General features: G+C 36.5%; 22 protein-coding genes, 1 rRNA gene and 2 other annotated features. Of the genes, 17 read left to right on the plus strand and 6 right to left on the minus strand.

Annotated features, from left to right (window positions below; genetic code table 11):
• Nucleotides 1-25: 25 nt before the first annotated feature.
• Nucleotides 26-141, plus strand: a 5S ribosomal RNA gene (rrf, locus tag DOK78_RS04010).
• A gap of 113 nt (nucleotides 142-254) precedes the next feature.
• On the opposite strand, the gene DOK78_RS04015 is transcribed toward rrf, so the two are convergent.
• Nucleotides 255-740 (minus strand): cupin domain-containing protein, encoded by a 486-nt coding sequence (locus DOK78_RS04015; RefSeq protein WP_207942550.1) that lies wholly within the window; start codon nucleotides 738-740, stop codon nucleotides 255-257.
• Between the two features lie 131 nt (nucleotides 741-871).
• Here DOK78_RS04015 and msrB point away from each other — a divergent pair, with 131 nt between their 5' ends.
• From msrB to DOK78_RS04055, 8 genes are all read left to right on the plus strand, one after another.
• A complete protein-coding gene (msrB, locus tag DOK78_RS04020; protein ID WP_207942549.1) occupies nucleotides 872-1,309 on the plus strand; it encodes a peptide-methionine (R)-S-oxide reductase MsrB in 438 nt (145 codons plus the stop codon).
• Between the two features lie 97 nt (nucleotides 1,310-1,406).
• A complete protein-coding gene (gene ruvA, locus DOK78_RS04025) occupies nucleotides 1,407-2,012 on the plus strand; it encodes a Holliday junction branch migration protein RuvA (RefSeq protein ID WP_207942548.1) in 606 nt (201 codons plus the stop codon).
• A 10-nt stretch (nucleotides 2,013-2,022) separates the two neighbouring features.
• Nucleotides 2,023-3,021, plus strand: coding sequence for a Holliday junction branch migration DNA helicase RuvB (gene ruvB, locus DOK78_RS04030; RefSeq protein ID WP_207942547.1), 999 nt, complete (start codon nucleotides 2,023-2,025; stop codon nucleotides 3,019-3,021).
• A gap of 14 nt (nucleotides 3,022-3,035) precedes the next feature.
• Complete coding sequence (locus DOK78_RS04035; RefSeq protein WP_207942546.1) at nucleotides 3,036-3,605, plus strand: TetR/AcrR family transcriptional regulator; 570 nt, start codon at nucleotides 3,036-3,038, stop codon at nucleotides 3,603-3,605.
• 4 nt (nucleotides 3,606-3,609) lie between these two features.
• The gene (locus DOK78_RS04040) at nucleotides 3,610-4,071 is read left to right on the plus strand and encodes a low molecular weight protein-tyrosine-phosphatase (RefSeq protein ID WP_207942545.1); all 462 of its coding nucleotides are present in this window, start codon (nucleotides 3,610-3,612) and stop codon (nucleotides 4,069-4,071) included.
• A 379-nt stretch (nucleotides 4,072-4,450) separates the two neighbouring features.
• Complete coding sequence (gene nox / locus DOK78_RS04045) at nucleotides 4,451-5,791, plus strand: H2O-forming NADH oxidase (RefSeq protein WP_207942544.1); 1,341 nt, start codon at nucleotides 4,451-4,453, stop codon at nucleotides 5,789-5,791.
• Between the two features lie 152 nt (nucleotides 5,792-5,943).
• On the plus strand, nucleotides 5,944-6,729 hold the full coding sequence (locus DOK78_RS04050) for a carbon-nitrogen family hydrolase (RefSeq protein WP_207942543.1): 786 nt from the start codon (nucleotides 5,944-5,946) through the stop codon (nucleotides 6,727-6,729).
• 11 nt (nucleotides 6,730-6,740) lie between these two features.
• The gene (locus DOK78_RS04055; RefSeq protein WP_207942542.1) at nucleotides 6,741-7,907 is read left to right on the plus strand and encodes a pyridoxal phosphate-dependent aminotransferase; all 1,167 of its coding nucleotides are present in this window, start codon (nucleotides 6,741-6,743) and stop codon (nucleotides 7,905-7,907) included.
• A gap of 27 nt (nucleotides 7,908-7,934) precedes the next feature.
• On the opposite strand, the gene DOK78_RS04060 is transcribed toward DOK78_RS04055, so the two are convergent.
• Entirely contained in the window at nucleotides 7,935-8,720 is a 786-nt protein-coding gene (locus DOK78_RS04060) for a nucleotidyltransferase domain-containing protein (RefSeq protein ID WP_207942541.1), read from the minus strand.
• A gap of 96 nt (nucleotides 8,721-8,816) precedes the next feature.
• Nucleotides 8,817-8,943 (plus strand) — a sequence feature (ribosomal protein L20 leader region).
• Between the two features lie 40 nt (nucleotides 8,944-8,983).
• Here DOK78_RS04060 and infC point away from each other — a divergent pair.
• The 6 genes from infC to DOK78_RS04090 all read left to right on the plus strand — a co-directional run bounded on the left by infC (nucleotide 8,984) and on the right by DOK78_RS04090 (nucleotide 11,642).
• Complete coding sequence (gene infC, locus DOK78_RS04065; RefSeq protein ID WP_016176001.1) at nucleotides 8,984-9,505, plus strand: translation initiation factor IF-3; 522 nt, start codon at nucleotides 8,984-8,986, stop codon at nucleotides 9,503-9,505.
• A gap of 37 nt (nucleotides 9,506-9,542) precedes the next feature.
• Nucleotides 9,543-9,743 (plus strand): 50S ribosomal protein L35, encoded by a 201-nt coding sequence (gene rpmI / locus DOK78_RS04070; RefSeq protein WP_016176000.1) that lies wholly within the window; start codon nucleotides 9,543-9,545, stop codon nucleotides 9,741-9,743.
• Nucleotides 9,744-9,781: 38 nt separating this feature from the next.
• Nucleotides 9,782-10,141 carry a 50S ribosomal protein L20 gene (rplT, locus tag DOK78_RS04075; RefSeq protein WP_016175999.1) on the plus strand — a complete coding sequence of 120 codons (360 nt, stop codon included), beginning with the start codon at nucleotides 9,782-9,784 and terminating at the stop codon, nucleotides 10,139-10,141.
• Between the two features lie 99 nt (nucleotides 10,142-10,240).
• Entirely contained in the window at nucleotides 10,241-10,834 is a 594-nt protein-coding gene (locus DOK78_RS04080; protein WP_207942540.1) for a DJ-1/PfpI family protein, read from the plus strand.
• 11 nt (nucleotides 10,835-10,845) lie between these two features.
• On the plus strand, nucleotides 10,846-11,214 hold the full coding sequence (locus DOK78_RS04085; protein WP_207942539.1) for a hypothetical protein: 369 nt from the start codon (nucleotides 10,846-10,848) through the stop codon (nucleotides 11,212-11,214).
• A gap of 14 nt (nucleotides 11,215-11,228) precedes the next feature.
• Nucleotides 11,229-11,642: a VOC family protein gene (locus DOK78_RS04090; protein ID WP_207942538.1), complete on the plus strand. Its 414-nt coding sequence runs from the start codon at nucleotides 11,229-11,231 to the stop codon at nucleotides 11,640-11,642.
• A gap of 116 nt (nucleotides 11,643-11,758) precedes the next feature.
• On the opposite strand, the gene DOK78_RS04095 is transcribed toward DOK78_RS04090, so the two are convergent.
• The 4 genes from DOK78_RS04095 to DOK78_RS04110 all read right to left on the minus strand — a co-directional run bounded on the left by DOK78_RS04095 (nucleotide 11,759) and on the right by DOK78_RS04110 (nucleotide 14,149).
• Complete coding sequence (locus DOK78_RS04095; RefSeq protein WP_207942537.1) at nucleotides 11,759-12,166, minus strand: threonine/serine exporter family protein; 408 nt, start codon at nucleotides 12,164-12,166, stop codon at nucleotides 11,759-11,761.
• An 86-nt stretch (nucleotides 12,167-12,252) separates the two neighbouring features.
• Nucleotides 12,253-13,308 carry an FUSC family protein gene (locus DOK78_RS04100; protein WP_207942536.1) on the minus strand — a complete coding sequence of 352 codons (1,056 nt, stop codon included), beginning with the start codon at nucleotides 13,306-13,308 and terminating at the stop codon, nucleotides 12,253-12,255.
• Between the two features lie 124 nt (nucleotides 13,309-13,432).
• Complete coding sequence (locus DOK78_RS04105) at nucleotides 13,433-13,597, minus strand: hypothetical protein (RefSeq protein ID WP_207942535.1); 165 nt, start codon at nucleotides 13,595-13,597, stop codon at nucleotides 13,433-13,435.
• A 108-nt stretch (nucleotides 13,598-13,705) separates the two neighbouring features.
• A complete protein-coding gene (locus tag DOK78_RS04110; protein ID WP_207942534.1) occupies nucleotides 13,706-14,149 on the minus strand; it encodes an acyl-CoA thioesterase in 444 nt (147 codons plus the stop codon).
• 139 nt (nucleotides 14,150-14,288) lie between these two features.
• On the opposite strand from DOK78_RS04110, the gene DOK78_RS04115 reads away from it, so the two are divergent.
• Both DOK78_RS04115 and hisS read left to right on the plus strand, forming a co-directional pair.
• Nucleotides 14,289-14,534 carry a hypothetical protein gene (locus tag DOK78_RS04115; RefSeq protein WP_207942533.1) on the plus strand — a complete coding sequence of 82 codons (246 nt, stop codon included), beginning with the start codon at nucleotides 14,289-14,291 and terminating at the stop codon, nucleotides 14,532-14,534.
• Between the two features lie 88 nt (nucleotides 14,535-14,622).
• Nucleotides 14,623-14,827 (plus strand) — a binding site (T-box leader).
• 81 nt (nucleotides 14,828-14,908) lie between these two features.
• Nucleotides 14,909-16,201 carry a histidine--tRNA ligase gene (gene hisS, locus DOK78_RS04120; RefSeq protein WP_207942532.1) on the plus strand — a complete coding sequence of 431 codons (1,293 nt, stop codon included), beginning with the start codon at nucleotides 14,909-14,911 and terminating at the stop codon, nucleotides 16,199-16,201.
• The last annotated feature ends 2 nt before the right edge of the window (nucleotides 16,202-16,203 follow it).

Here is a 16,203-nt window from a genome sequence, read left to right on the forward strand (position 1 = left end):
GAACAATGTTCATTCAATTAAATAGTGTGGTGGCGATAGCGAGAAGGATACACCTGTTCCCATGCCGAACACAGAAGTTAAGCTTCTTAGCGCCGATTGTAGTTGGGGGTTGCCCCCTGTGAGAGTAGGACGTCGCCACGCAAATATCATTTGATAAAAATGTAGGATTCATTCCAAAATGGTATGAATCCTACATTTTTTTTATGCTATGAAACAATCCTCAATCATGTTAAGAATTGAGGATTGTTTAGAGTTTAGATTGTTTCATAGGCTAATTGTTTAATAATTGTCTCATGTTGAGGATAGTCTTTTAGTAGTTCATTTTGTGTAAATAATTCAAAGTCTTGATAATCAAAACCTGGAGCGACCACACAACTGACTAAAGCAAAAGATTTCTCAACACTTGAGCCAAAAATAGTCCCTTTAGGAACAGTATAAGATAATTTTTCACCTAACTGAGGATGCTTACCTAACAAAATGGCTTCATAATGTCCATCTGGAAAAATACAGTGAACGGTTAATGCTGCTCCTTCATGATAGAACCAAGTTTCATCAGATTGTAATCGATGAAAATGTGAAGGACTATCAGTATTTAATAAAAATAAAATAGAGGTGTATAGTGGACGAGTGCCATTAGAAGTTACTATAGTTTGTTCACTGACATCGGTTTGTTTAAAATAACCACCTTCTTCATGGGGAATTAATTGTAATTCTCGAATCCATTGTTCTGCTATCTTCATTTAAGTGGAGTTAAAAACTCCATCACCTTCCTTTCTATATTGCATATAATCATTATACACTGATAAGCAAATAAGTAGACAAATGAATTGAAGCAGAGGAAAATAAAAAGAAAAGTAAGGTGGTTAAACTAATGGCAGAACATTCAAAAGAAGAACTAAAGAAAAAATTATCATCTATTGAATTTGCTGTAACGCAAGAGAATGCGACAGAACGTCCTTTTACAGGTGAATATGATAATTTTTATGAAAAGGGAATTTATGTGGATATAGTAAGTGGAGAACCACTTTTTGTTTCTAGTGATAAATTTGATGCAGGTTGTGGTTGGCCATCATTCTCACGTCCAATTGCTACAGCAGAAATTCAAGAAAAAAAAGATTATGAATTAATTTATCCTCGTGTAGAAGTGCGCAGCAAAGAAGCTGATTCACATCTCGGGCATGTGTTTACAGATGGACCAGAAGAATTAGGTGGCTTGCGCTATTGTATTAATTCTGCCGCATTAAAATTTATTCCATATGACGATATGGTAGAAAAAGGTTACGAAGAATACCAACAATATGTCAGATAAATAAAAAAAACAGATAGCAAATAGGTTATCTGTTTTTTTTATATCCTTTTCATTTTATGATACAATAAAGGGAACATATGTACAGAAAGGAAAAATTATGTACGAGTATATTATTGGTAAAATTGCGGCAATTCATCCCGCATATATTGTGATTGAAACAAATGGTATTGGGTATCAGATTGCTTCGGGAAACCCGTATCGTTATAGTAGTAAAATGAATCAAGAGGTAAAAATCTTTGTCCATCAAGTTATCCGTGAAGATGCACATACCTTGTATGGTTTTAATAGTTTAGAAGCAAAGCAATTATTTTTACGCTTAATTAGTGTATCCGGAATTGGTCCAAAGAGTGGCTTAGCAATTATGGCAAATGATGACCATGACGGTTTAATAGCTGCAATCGAATCTGGAGACATTACTTATTTAACTAAATTTCCTGGTGTAGGTAAAAAAACAGCTCAACAATTAATTCTTGACTTAAAAGGAAAACTTGGAGAACTTGCAGGGGATTTGACGGGGGAGGTACCAATGGAATTGTTTACTACTTCAGAAAATCCTGCGTTAGAAGAAGCAATAGCAGCTTTGCAAGCACTAGGCTATAGTGAAAGAGAAACAAAAAAAGTTCACAAACAATTACTGCAAGAACCAGTTCAATCAACGGATGAATATTTACGAGCTGGGTTAAAATTAATGATGAAAAAATAAGGAGAAACGTATGACTGATCGAATGATTTCGCCAAATACGAATCAAGAAGAAGAATTTCTTGAAAGAACACTACGTCCGCAGTATTTTGCGCAATATATTGGGCAAGATAAAGTAAAACAAGAATTGAATATCTATATCCAAGCGGCCAAACATCGTGAAGAGTCATTGGACCATGTGTTACTTTACGGACCTCCAGGATTAGGAAAAACAACGATGGCCATGGTAATTGCTAATGAAATGGGTGTCAATATTCGTACAACAAGTGGCCCTACCATTGAAAAACCAGGTGACTTAGTAGCTACTTTAAACGAACTAGAGCCTGGGGATGTTTTATTTGTTGATGAAATTCATCGCTTACCACGTGTGGCAGAAGAAATGTTATATTCAGCAATGGAAGATTTTTATGTGGATATTATGGTTGGACAAGGAACAACGGCACATCCTGTTCATTTTCCCTTGCCACCATTTACCCTAATTGGTGCGACAACACGTGCAGGAATGCTTTCAGCGCCATTAAGAGATCGTTTTGGTATCATTTCACACATGCAGTATTATGAAGAAGCTGATTTAAAAGAAATTGTTCAACGATCGGCAGAAATTTTTCAAACTGAAATTGTTGAAACTGGTGCAATTGAAATTGCGCGTCGTTCTAGAGGGACTCCTAGAATTGCCAATCGGTTGTTGAAACGTGTGCGTGATTTCGCTCAAGTTCAAGCGAATGGTATTATTGATCAAAAAATTGCTGATAAAGCCTTATCTTTATTACAAGTAGATAGTGCTGGTTTAGATTTAATTGATCAAAAATTAATTAAAACAATGATTGAGTTATATAATGGTGGGCCTGTTGGATTAAGTACGTTGTCTGTAAATATCGGAGAAGAACGAGAAACTGTAGAAGATATGTACGAACCGTATTTGATTCAAAAAGGGTTTTTAAAACGAACGCCACGTGGAAGAGTAGCGACGCTTTTAGCATATGAACATTTTGGCTACTCTTATCAAGAATAGAAGCGAGGAAGACAATGGCAGAAGGTAAAAAAACTAAAGCTGCGATTGCTGCAGCTTATATTCAGTTATGTGAAGAAAAAGAATGGGCAAAAATTAGCGTACAAGATATTGCTTTACGTACGGAGATTAACCGCCAAACCTTTTATTATCATTTTCCAGATAAAAAAACGCTGTTGCGCTGGGTGTATTTGAATGATTCGTTAAGGTATTTAGCGGCGGATGAAGTTTCTTTAGATAATTGGGAAGAACAAGCGTTGAAAATGTTGAAAACAATGCAAGAAAAAAGTGTTTTTTATCATAATACACTAGCTGGTGAGCGCGATATTTTGATGAATGAGTTTTTTCAAGTCGTTCAAGAAGTTTTTAAGCAATTGTTCCAGCAAGTAGATGAAGAACATGTATTGTCTACGCAAGATATTCAGTTTTATAGTCGCTTTTTTTCTTTTGGTTGCAGTGGTATTTTAGAAGCTTGGATTCGTGGGAATTTTCAAGAGACGCCGCTAGACATTGCAACGCAGCTCTTACGTTTGGCGCAGGATATTGAAGTTTATTCATATCGAATTTATCAAAGAAATGAGGAATAATTGGATGACGAAAGTTTTATTTGTATGCTTGGGAAATATTTGTCGTTCACCAATGGCAGAGGGCTTGATGCGTAAATATAGTGAAGAATACCAATTGGAGATAGTTGTCGATTCAGCTGCTACGAGTCGTTGGGAAGTGGGAAATCCAGTTTATAGTGGGACCCAAAAAATTTTACGCAAAGAAAATGTTGATTACTCACAAATGTTTTCACGTCAAATTAAATTGGGAGATTTTGAACTATTTGATTGGATTATTGGAATGGATCATGATAATGTAGACGATTTACGAGCGATGGCACCCAAAGAATATCATCATAAAATTCATTTGTATCAAGAAGTAGTACCAGGAAAAGAAGACCAAGCGATTCCTGATCCATGGTATACAGGAGATTTTGAGCAGACGTATCGTTTGGTCAAGGCAGGTTTGCCTTTATGGGCTGAAAAATTTGCATCGAATAAAAGCTGAAAGATACGTCAGTTTTTAATTTTTATTGACTAAAACGGTGATTTTACGAAAACAAAATAAATTTATCACACTTTTTTCACACTTCCTGAGTATAGTATAAGCATACCAACAAACAACCCTAACAAAACACTTTTTCATTTTTACTCCTTACCTGTCAGTTCCCCGCTGACAGGTTCTTTTTTTACTTCAATAAATAAAATTTACAAGATATCTATTTCACAATATATAAAACAAAAAAATTTTTTATACTAAAAATAGACTGATATAAAGAGTTTTTATCGGAAAACTGTCATTTTTTTTACTTGTGCAAAAAAAAGTGATAGTTTCTTAATTCACAATCTAGCTATAATAAGCTTGTAAATTAAAGGAGGAACTTTCAATGACAAAAACAGTAATTATTGGATCGAACCACGCAGGTATTGCTGCTGGAAATGTGTTATTAGATAAGTATGAAGGTCAAGAAGTTGTAATGATCGAGCGTAACAGCAATTTTAGTTACTTAAGTTGTGGAACAGCACTTTGGGTAGGGCGTCAAATCGATGAAGATGAAGTACCTGGCCTATTCTACACAAACCGTGAAGATTTTGAAGCAAAAGGCGCGAAAGTTTATTTAGAAACAGCTGTTGACAGCATTGACTTTGAGAAAAAAGAAGTTCATTGTGTGACATCAGATGGTTCTGAATTTGTTGAATCATATGATAAATTAGTTATTGCAACTGGTTCTAAACCAATTTCTCCAAAAGTACCTGGGCGTGAATTGAAAAACATCACATTCATGAAAAAATATGCTGAAGGCGAGTTTATCGATGGTATCTTGGATTCAGATGAAATCCAAAATGTTGCGGTAATCGGTGCTGGTTACATTGGTGTTGAAATGGCTGAAGCTGTAAAACGTCGCGGCAAAAACGTGTTATTATTTGATGCGATGGATCGTTCTTTACCAAGCTACTATGACCGTGAATTTACAGATGCGATGGATAAAAATCTGGCAGACAATGGTGTTGAATTACACTTAGGTGAATTGGTTCAAGAATACAAAGGAACGGATAAAGTTGAAGCAGTTGTTACAGCAAATGGTGAATATCAAGTTGATTTAGTTGTCAATGCAATTGGTTTCTTGCCAAACAGTGAATTAGGCAAAGATCATTTGCAAGTATACAAAAATGGCGCTTACTTGGTGAATCGTCATCAAAGAACCAACGATCCAGACGTATATGCAGTTGGTGACTGTGCAACAGTTTATTCAAACGCATTACAAGATACAACTTATATTGCTTTAGCAACAAATGCTGTTCGTACAGGAATGGTTGCTGGTGAAAATATCGGTGGCGCTGCAGTTGCATCACCAGGTGTTCAAGGTTCAAATGGAATCTCAATCTTCGGTTACAACATGGTTTCAACTGGCTACTCTGTTGAAGCAGCAGAACGTCATGGCTTAGTCGTGAAATACACTGATTTTGAAGATACACAAAAACCAGGCTTTATGAAGAAAAACGATAAAGTTAAAATCCGTATTGTATACGAGGCAACTACTCGTCGTATTGTTGGCGCACAAATTGCTTCTACAACTTCAGAAATTTCAATGGCAATCCACATGTTCTCATTAGCAATTGAGCGTGGGGTAACAGTTGATGAGCTAGCATTACTAGACTTGTTCTTCTTACCACACTTCAATCAACCATATAACTATATTAACAAAGCTGCATTAGCAGCAGAATAATAGAAGAAACCGGCAGTCACGCAATGACTGTCGGTTTTTTTTGTTGAGTGATTGAAAAAAAGTATCTATTAAATGATTGACTTCTGAAAATTCTGACGATATGATTGCTGCATTAAACTGTAATTTATAAGAAATAAGAGAGGTGTGAGAAAATGTCACAATTATCGATTGTATTACTTCAATTAGATGTTATATTTGGGGATCCAGAAGCAAATCGACAAAAAGTTAGTGAATGGTTTGCTAAAGCGAATTTGCAGCCGAATGAATTAGTCTTGCTGCCAGAGCTATGGGATACGGGCTATGATTTGACGCGATTGCCTGAAATTGCGGATCAAGAAGGAAAAACGGCACAACGATTTTTATCAGAATTGGCAAAAAAATATCAAGTATTTATTTCCGGCGGTTCTATTGCACGTCAGACAGGGGAGAAGGTATTTAATACAACCTATATTGTCGCCCCAACAGGAGAAGTTCGGGCGCAATATGACAAGGTCCATCTGTTTCGTTTAATGGAAGAAGAAAAATTTTTAGATGCGGGTAAACAGTTGGCGCAAACAACGATTGCTGATTTTTTAGTAGCACCTTTTATTTGTTACGACTTGCGTTTTCCAGAATGGTTTCGTAAAAGTGCGCACCAAGGGACAGAATTATTGCTTCTTTCTGCGCAGTGGCCAACACCACGGATTGAGCATTGGGAAAAATTAGTTCAAGCACGTGCGATTGAAAATCAATGTTTTGCTGCGGCAGTGAATCGTGTGGGTGCCGATCCTAATAACCAATTTGGCGGACATTCTTTAGTAGTTGATTCTTTAGGAAATATTTTAATAAAATTAGACGATACTGAAACAATTGGACGAGTGACCATTAATCATCAAGAAGTAGCAAAAACACGGGGACAGATGCCTGTTTTTGAAGATCGTCGAACTGATTTATATTGAGGGGGAAAAGGATGATACAAAAATCAAAGATATTACAAGAGTTACCGCCACAATTTTTTGCTCATTTAGTGCAACAAGTGAATCAAAAAATTGCAGAAGGTCAAGACGTCATTAATTTAGGTCAAGGAAATCCAGATCAGCCAACGCCTTCAGGAATTATTGAGACGCTTCAACAAGCTGTTGAGAATCCATTAAATCATAAATACTCACAATTTAGAGGAAATCAATTTTTTAAACAAGCAGCTGCTGATTTTTATTTGGAACACTATGGTGTAACTCTGGATCCTGAAACGGAAATCGCAGTCATGGGTGGTTCCAAAATTGGGTTAGTGGAGTTACCACTTGCTTTATTGAATCCAGGAGATCGTCTATTGTTGCCTGATCCAGGTTATCCGGATTATTTGTCAGGGGTTGTTTTAGCGCAAATTGAGAAAGAATTGTTACCTTTATTACCAGAAAATGGCTATCTGCCCGATTATGAAACAGTGGACAAAGAAAAACTGGAACAAGCGAAGTTACTTTTTTTAAATTACCCGAATAATCCTACAGGCGCCCAAGCAACTTCGGAATTTTTTGATCAAACCGTATCCTTTGCAAAAGAACACGAGATTGCGGTCGTTCATGATTTTGCTTATGGGGCTTTAGGTACGAATGAAGAAGCACCTGTGAGTTTTTTACAAAGCTCAGGTGCAAAAGAAGTTGGGGTAGAATTATATACACTGTCTAAAACGTATAATATGGCTGGTTGGCGAATTGCATTTGCTGCAGGGAATGCCGAAATTATTGAAGCGATTAACATCATTCAAGATCATTTATTTGTAGGCTTATTTCCTGCTTTACAAGAAGCAGGGGCCTATGCTCTTAAAAGTAATGAAAAAGTGGACGAACTAGTTGCTTTGTATAATCGTCGTCGTAAAGCTTTTGTCGAAGCGGCAGCTCAAATTGGATGGCAAGCGTATCCTTCTACGGGAGCTTTTTATGCGTGGATGCCCGTACCAAAAGGTTATACGAGTCGTTCATTTGCTGAGTTCTTATTGAATGAAGTTGCTGTGGCTGTAGCGCCTGGAAATGGCTTTGGCGATGGTGGTGAAGGCTATGTACGCGTTGGATTGTTAGTTGAAGAAGAACGATTACAAGAAGCCATTGCACGCATTGCTACGTTGAATTTAACGTTTTAACCCATAGACGGTGGCGTATGCTACCGTCTATTTAATAAGCGATGTGACGGTTTGATAATGTGCAGAGTCAAAATGAAGCGACTGCTTTACAGAAAGAGACGTTAAAGTGGTATGCGTACTATCTATCAATTCATTAATAAAGTCCAGAGGTTCTAACATTACAAGCTGTTGAACGGTGTTTTTTTGCGTATTTGTTAGCTTGGAACGCGCGCCTTCATACTTACTCCAATCACCTAAATTGTTTGGAGGATATCCTTGTTCCATATACCAGAAAGAAATTAAACAATGGATTAACATAAAACGACATGTTTGCGCATAGATAGTCTCTTGACGTTTTAAACGTCGATAAAATTCATGGAGGTTCGCATAATATTTAGCTAAAAAGACATCTACTTCCGCTTGTGTGGGATGGTAGGGAGACTTTTGAGAGTCTTCTTTGATGTGTTGTAAGAGTTCATTTGTATCTTTTAAAATATGAATAGTTGCTAACCAAGGACTTGGTGGTAACTCATCTGGATAATAGACAAAAACATCTAATTTAATAAAAGATGGAAAATGGATAACTGCATAAAAAGTAGTTTTTGTTTCAATAAACAAAATAGGTTCTAATTTTTTTAGCAAGGTTGTTAAAAAAATATTTTTATCGACAGTCGGAGCAAGAACGATTCGAAAATCAATATCTGAATAAGCATCGGCATTGCCAGTTGCTAGTGAACCTCCAAGGAAAGTCCCTTGGATTATCGAAATATTGGTTATAACTCGTAAGTGATGGAGCAGTTTATTTCTAGATGTTTGTAAGGTTGTTTCCTTCATATTCAATCAACTCCTTTATTCTAGATTGTATCATATAAAAACAGATAAATAATTGTTGACATGGGCTGATATATTTGATATGATATAAAAGTTGAGAAATGAAAGCAGAAGCACCCGCTTCTCGCCTGAGTGAAAAAATCGCTGGGCAGAATAGGATTCCGACTAATTGATTAGCTGGAGTACGCGCGGGTTCTTGTAGAAGAACTCGTTTTTTTATTGCCATATTGGTAATTCTTTCTTTCTCTCAAATAACTTGGAGGTGAATGACCATAGCTAAAGATATGATGGTAAATGACGGCATTCGTGCAAGAGAACTACGCTTGATTGATCAAAATGGTGAACAATTAGGAGTTAAATCTAAAGCAGAAGCATTAAGTATTGCTGAAAGAGCAAATCTAGATGTAGTATTAGTGGCTCCCAATGCGAAACCACCAGTTGCGCGAATTATGGACTACGGTAAATATCGTTTTGAACAACAGAAAAAAGAACGTGAAGCCCGTAAGAAGCAAAAGGTAATTAACATTAAAGAAGTGCGCTTAAGTCCAACGATCGACGTAAATGATTTCAATACTAAATTGCGTAATGCACGAAAATTCTTAGAAAAAGGCGATAAAGTGAAAGCTTCTATCCGTTTTAAAGGACGTGCCATTACCCATAAAGAGATTGGTCAAAGAGTTCTAGATCGTTTAGCAGAAGAAACTACTGATATTGCAACAGTAGAACAAAAAGCGAAAATGGATGGACGAAGCATGTTCTTAGTGCTTGCACCTAAAAACGAAAAATAAAACTGATTAACGAAAGATTTTGAGGAGGAAATTAGTTATGCCAAAACAAAAAACTCACCGCGGATTAGCAAAACGTGTTAAACGTACTGGCGGAGGCGGATTAAAACGCGCTCGTGCTTTTACTAGCCATAGATTCCATGGAAAAACTAAAAAACAACGTCGCCAATTACGTAAAGCGCGTATGGTATCAAGCGGCGATTTCAAACGTATCCGTCAACAATTAGCAAGAATGAAATAAACCAATTACTAGATTTGATATATTAGGAGGAATTAAACATGGCACGTGTTAAAGGTGGAACAGTAGCTCGTAAACGTCGTAAAAAAGTGCTTAAATTAGCAAAAGGATATTACGGTTCAAAACATACTTTATTTAAAACAGCTCAAGAACAAGTAATGAAATCATATAGTTATGCATATCGCGATCGTCGTCAGAAAAAACGCGACTTCCGTAAATTATGGATTGCACGTATCAACGCTGCAGCTCGTATGAATGGCTTAAGCTATTCTAAATTAATGCATGGTTTGAAAGTTGCTGAAATCGACATCAACCGTAAAATGCTAGCTGATTTAGCTGTAAACGATGCTTCTGCATTCACTGCATTAGCTGACCAAGCGAAATCTGCATTAGCTAAATAATTATTCGTTAATTGTCCCTGCTCTTTGGAGTAGGGATTTTTTTATTTTCAATCGCATTGATTTCTTCTGTGATACAATAGCGATAATAGGAGGTGGCATATGCAAAAAGTGAATTTTTTGGTCTTTGATGACTTTGAAACGTTGGATTTATTTGGTGTCGTTGAAATTTTTGGTCGTTTGAAAGAATCGTATGATCTCAAGTTTGTTTCTTTAGAAGGTGGCGTGATTACAAGTAGTCAACAGACGCCGATTGTTACTGAACCAATTTCTTCTATCGATACTTCGGGTATTTTAGTTGTTCCTGGAGGTATGGGAACACGGAAGTTAGTGGATCATCATGAATGGACAGAACAATTAACAAAATTAAGTTTACTAGCTCCTTATGTGCTAACAATTTGTACCGGTGCAGCGTTATTAGCGAAGACGGGACTGCTGAATGGGAAAAAAGCAACCAGTAATAAACGTGCATTTGATTGGGTTATTTCGACTAACCAAGCGGTCAATTGGCAACGAAAAGCACGATGGGTCGTCGCTGACAAGTATTACACTTCTTCTGGTGTATCGGCAGGAATGGATATGGCATTAGGCTTCATTGCGGATCGACATGGCAAGGCGTGTGCCCAAAAAATTGCCTATGATATTGAATATGTCTGGAATGATTGTCCACAAGAGGATTTTTTTGTTGGAAAATAAGGAGGAAAACAATGAAAAATATTAAAAATTTTGTTGCAGAAAAATATAAAAATAACCCAGAATATACTGCTGTGGCAGAAGATATTTATCAAATGGGGAATGAATATGTAACTAGCTTTTCGTTTGAACCGGAAATAGGAGAAGAAAAAATTGGTGGCTTGTTTGCCCCTTATTTGCTTGAAGACTTGTTAGATACCTATTCTCTTTACATTTCTGACTTTTATGGTGCGTTAAATAAAAACAATGAGCAAGAATGTTTCTTTGAAGTTGCTGGGGATCTTGAAGAAGTAAAACAATGTCGCGAAATTATTGGCAAACACGTTTACCATCAAACAATTGAAGAGGATGGGGAAGAATATATCACCCTGACTATTGAATAAAGGAGTAGATGAAAATGAGTAAAGCACGCATTGTACCATTTTTAAGTTTTACTGGACAAGCCGAAGCAGCGATGAGATTTTATGCTCAAGTATTACCAGAAACATCAATTACAACGCTCGTACGTTATGGAATAGATAATCCTCATATGCCTGCAGAACAAGGAGATAGAATTATGTACGGTGCTATTAATTGTATGGGGCAAGAAATTATGTTTTTAGATATGAGTGATGAATACCCAGCGCCACCGTTTAATTGGGCACATTCTTTGTATATTGATTGTCAAAATGAAGCAGAGTTTGACGAAATTTTCCAAGGGCTTTCTGAGGAAGGATCAATTATGATGGGACCAGAATCGGTTGGAGATATTAGAAAATGTGCGTGGGTAGTTGATAAATTTGGCGTGACATGGCAACCTGTTTGGGCATAATATAAAACAAGCCTGTTTCCTCAGTTTATTTCAAAATAAATTGAAGAAACAGGCTTGTTTTAATTGTGTGCGTGTTTTTGACGCCGATGATACATATAGAAAACCGTTGGAGTAATTCATATCCCAAGGTAATTCCTAACTGCCGATGATTCCACAATAAAGATAGCAAAAGCAATGGTGACGATGAAACTAGCGAGTAGTTGAATCATCGTTAGCTGTTTTCGAGCCTCATAGGGATCAATTTTTCCTTCTGTAATGTGTCGGGATAAGGTATTAATAGCATCAATTCTTCCAAGCGAAGTCGGTGAAAGTGGTGTGTCACGAACTTTTGCTTGGACATTTTTATTGTAAGGTGTTGCTGTTAGAAAAATCCCGTGAATGGAGACATAACTATCAAAATTCTCTAATTCAAAGGTTTGCGCAACGTGAATGATTGTTGACTCGACACGCTTCACTTCTGCACCATTTTTTAATAACGTTTCCCCACTATCATAAACAAGCTCAAAACGCTCTTGTTGATTCAACTAGAATCATTTCTCTCATAAGTTCTCAGGTTATTCTAACATCAGTGCCAAAAAGCCAAAAATAAAAAGCAGATGCCTATCATCTACTAATCATTTTCTTTATCTAAATTTTCGTGTAAATCAAACGCTTTGTTGTAAAATTTCAATCCAACCGTCATGATCCAGGCAGCAAACAATCCTAAGATACCACCTAAAACAATACCGATAAACCGATCAGGCAATAAAGGAATCATGTATTGATGTTTAATCAGTGAAGCTAACATTAAAGACATTGGTGTAATAAAAAAATTTGCAACTGCGTAATTGGTACGAACAGTAATTTCTACAATGACGTATAATATCGTAATCATTAGCAAAGTTTGAACAGTTGTTAAAGGTAAGTTTAATAAGAATACCGAAAGACCAAGACCGATAATTGTTCCCAAAATACGTTGAATATTCCGATGTAACATGGCACGTAAATTATCGCCTTGTAAAACTGCTGCTGTTGATACAACCATCCAATAAGGATTAGTTAATTGTAAACCTTGGCTCAAATACACTGCGAAAAATAACATGCCTCCGTAAAAAATACCATCTAAAACAACCGCTGGATCATCTGCTAAACGTTGAGATATGGAAATTTTTGGAACTGGTTCAGCAGGTGTTTTTTCTGTAAAATGTACCAAGCTTGCCATAATCAAAGAAAGGATAATTCCTAGGAGAAAGTATAACGCAGTAGAAGGCAAGGCGGACAAGGGTAGATGAATACTTGTTCCCATTGCAGCTACCATTACTCCGAAGAAAACACCGGGCTTTGTAATGTTATATAAGCGAAAAAAAACACGTCCAGTAAAAGCAATAATGCTGACAACTAAAGGTGCCAACCAACTGACGTGTGTAGATAACAAACCTAATAGAAAACTAACAAAAACGAAGAGACCAATTGCGCTGAGGCGTAATAATAAGTTTTGTAATGGAAGATGGTGGTAATAAAGAAAGACAAAAATCCCGAAGGAACCGAAACTAGCAATTGCCATATTATCTAAAAAGTAACCTGTAAATAATACAGTAAACATACATAGTCCTGCACCAATTAATTGGAAGGGGTTAAGTTTAGGCTTATTCCAATGAAATAGTTCTTTTAAGAAGGGTATTCCCATTCAATCACTCCTTTTACATTAAGAATAGCATATCACAAGTGGAGAATAAACCTGCCATGCTTGTGATAGTTTTATTAAAAATAGACAAAGAAAAAAGCCTGAGTAACTTTTCAACAAAAAAGACTCAGACTTGGGTTTTTTCTAATTTTTTAACACGGCCGCCGATTTTATCTGCGAATGCTTCAGATTGTTTTCTATCATTGAAAATCAACAATTTATCTGGAGATTTTTCTCTTGTGCGTTGCCCATCTTTAGAGATATATCCGTGAAAAACTTTAATTGCGTACATCAAACCACTCCTTTCGATTTATCTACTGTTAATTATACGAAGGAGGAGATAAAAATCAAAAAAAACGCGTTCATTTTAATACAATTCCAATAATTGTTAAGAAAATCACTATTTTTCATGAATTTTATTTTGTAATTGAGCATATTCTGCGAATATTTTATGAAATTCTGGGACAGTTTTTTTCAACTGTACTAACCGTTGTGTTTCCTTATTTAAAAAACAATGTTTGCTGGTTCCAGTCGTTAATAAACATTCGTTTGTATCACGAATCTCATAACAAAAATCAAGGCGTGTTCCGGTATACTTTTCGACAAAAACATCGATACGGATTGTGTCGCCGTATCGAATCATTTCCTTGTATTGACAGCTTACTTCTAATACAGGGACGATAATTCCAGATTCTTCAATTTTTTGATACGGTAAATTTAAAAAATTTAAAATATCTACTCGAGCTTCTTCAAACCAACGAATATAATTGGAATGATGAATAATACTCATTTGGTCAGTTTCGTAGTAGTGTGGTTGACGAATATATCCTGAATATATGGTCAAACAAAACGCCTTCTTTCTATTAGTTTCTATTTATTAGTTTACGGTTAGAAATAGTAGGATGCAAGAATCTTTTCTTGAATAAAGTTAATTGAGAATCATTCTCATTAGGTGTATACTCAATGAAAAAGGAGAGAGGCCGATGCGCTGGTTAGTGAAACAACGAATGGCAATGTATCGTTATGTGATGATTTTATATGTAGTTGCTTTAAATATATTATTTTACACTTCAGGAAATAGATGGATTATGGGAGTAGTCACATTAGCAAATATTTTCGCTATTTTGGCTATATTGGGATTTTCGTTCCATGAAAAAATTCGTAAAATCGAACGAGAAGAAAGACGGCAACAGCGAAAGGAACGACGAGAAAAAAGAAAGCAGGCGTAAGAACAAAATCGTGCAAGTTTTCTGAAAATATTGCTTCTAAAATCTTGACTTTTCACTAGCTTTCCTGTACCTTATAGCTAATATCGGAAAAAAGCCAGTGAAAGAACGAGTATGTAGCAATAGCAACTTTAAAGAGAGAACTACCTAGGCTGAAAGTAGTTTAAGAGATGCGGCAGAAAGACAGTCTGGAGGCGAGTGCGTGCAAAGCCACTCCGCGAGCGAGCGTTATTCGCATAGAGGAAAGCATTAGACTTTCAAATTTAGGTGGTACCGCGAATTCATTCGCCCTTGTGTAAAAACAAGGGCGATTTTTTATTTTTTTGCACGCCGACAGTCTGTTACGGTTAGTTTTCATTAGTTAGGGAGGAAGAGAAATGAGTTATCAACGTCCAAAAGGCACGAATGATATTTTGCCAGGAGAATCCGAAAAATGGCAATTTGTTGAAGAGACAGCACGCTTATTATTTAAAGATTATCAATATAATGAAATTCGTACACCGATGTTTGAACATTATGAAGTAATTGCCCGTAGTGTGGGAGATACAACAGATATTGTTTCAAAAGAAATGTATGATTTTTATGACAAAGGGGATCGTCATGTCACCCTGCGCCCAGAAGGAACGGCACCAATCGTGCGTTCTTACGTAGAAAATAAATTATTTGGTCCAGAACATGCCAAACCTTATAAAGTGTATTATACCGGTCCAATGTTCCGTTATGAACGTCCCCAAAAAGGTCGCTTACGTCAATTCCACCAAATTGGTGTTGAAGCATTTGGTTCTGAAAATCCAGCAACTGATGTTGAAACAATGGTTATGGCGATGGAATTTTTCAAACAACTAGGAATTGAAGAAATTCGTTTAGTAATCAATTCGTTAGGTGACAAAGAAACACGTCAAAATTACCGTCAGGCGTTGATTGATTATCTAGAACCACATGAAGCTGAATTAAGTGAAGATTCTAAACGTCGTCTACACGAAAATCCTTTACGCGTGTTAGATAGTAAAGATAAACGTGATAAACAATTTGTAGCAGATGCGCCGTCTATTTTAGATTATTTAAGTGAAACTGCTAAAAAACATTTTGAGGAAGTAGTCAAAATGTTGGATACTTTGGGAATCCCTTATGAAATTGATACCAATATGGTTCGTGGTTTAGATTATTATACACATACCATTTTTGAAATTATGAGTGACGCCAAAGGAATGGGTGCACAGTCAACGATTTGTGCAGGAGGACGTTACAATCAACTTGTTGAAGATCTTGGTGGACCAGAAACACCGGGATTTGGTTTTGCAATGGGAATCGAACGTATCTTACTTGTCTTAGATGCCGAGGGAGTGGTTCTTCCAGCCTTTAACCAAGTCGATGCGTATGTCGTGAACTTAGGCGAAGCAACAAATATTGAAGCATTAAAAGTGGTTCAAGCTATTCGTAACGCAGGTTTTTCTGCCGACCGTGATGTAATGAACAGAAAAGCTAAAGCACAATTCAAAACTGCTGATAAAGAGGCTGCAACGTTGGTCTTCACATTAGGCGAAGATGAATTAGCTGCCGGAATGATTAACGTCAAAGCAATGGCAACACGTGAAGAAAAACGTGTACCGTTAACTGATATTTATGAATCATTCACAACAATTTATGATGAAATGACTAAAGGGGAGTAAAC

The organism is Enterococcus sp. DIV2402 (genome assembly GCF_017426705.2).
In the GTDB taxonomy this organism is placed as follows: Bacteria; Bacillota; Bacilli; order Lactobacillales; family Enterococcaceae; genus Enterococcus_F; species Enterococcus_F lowellii.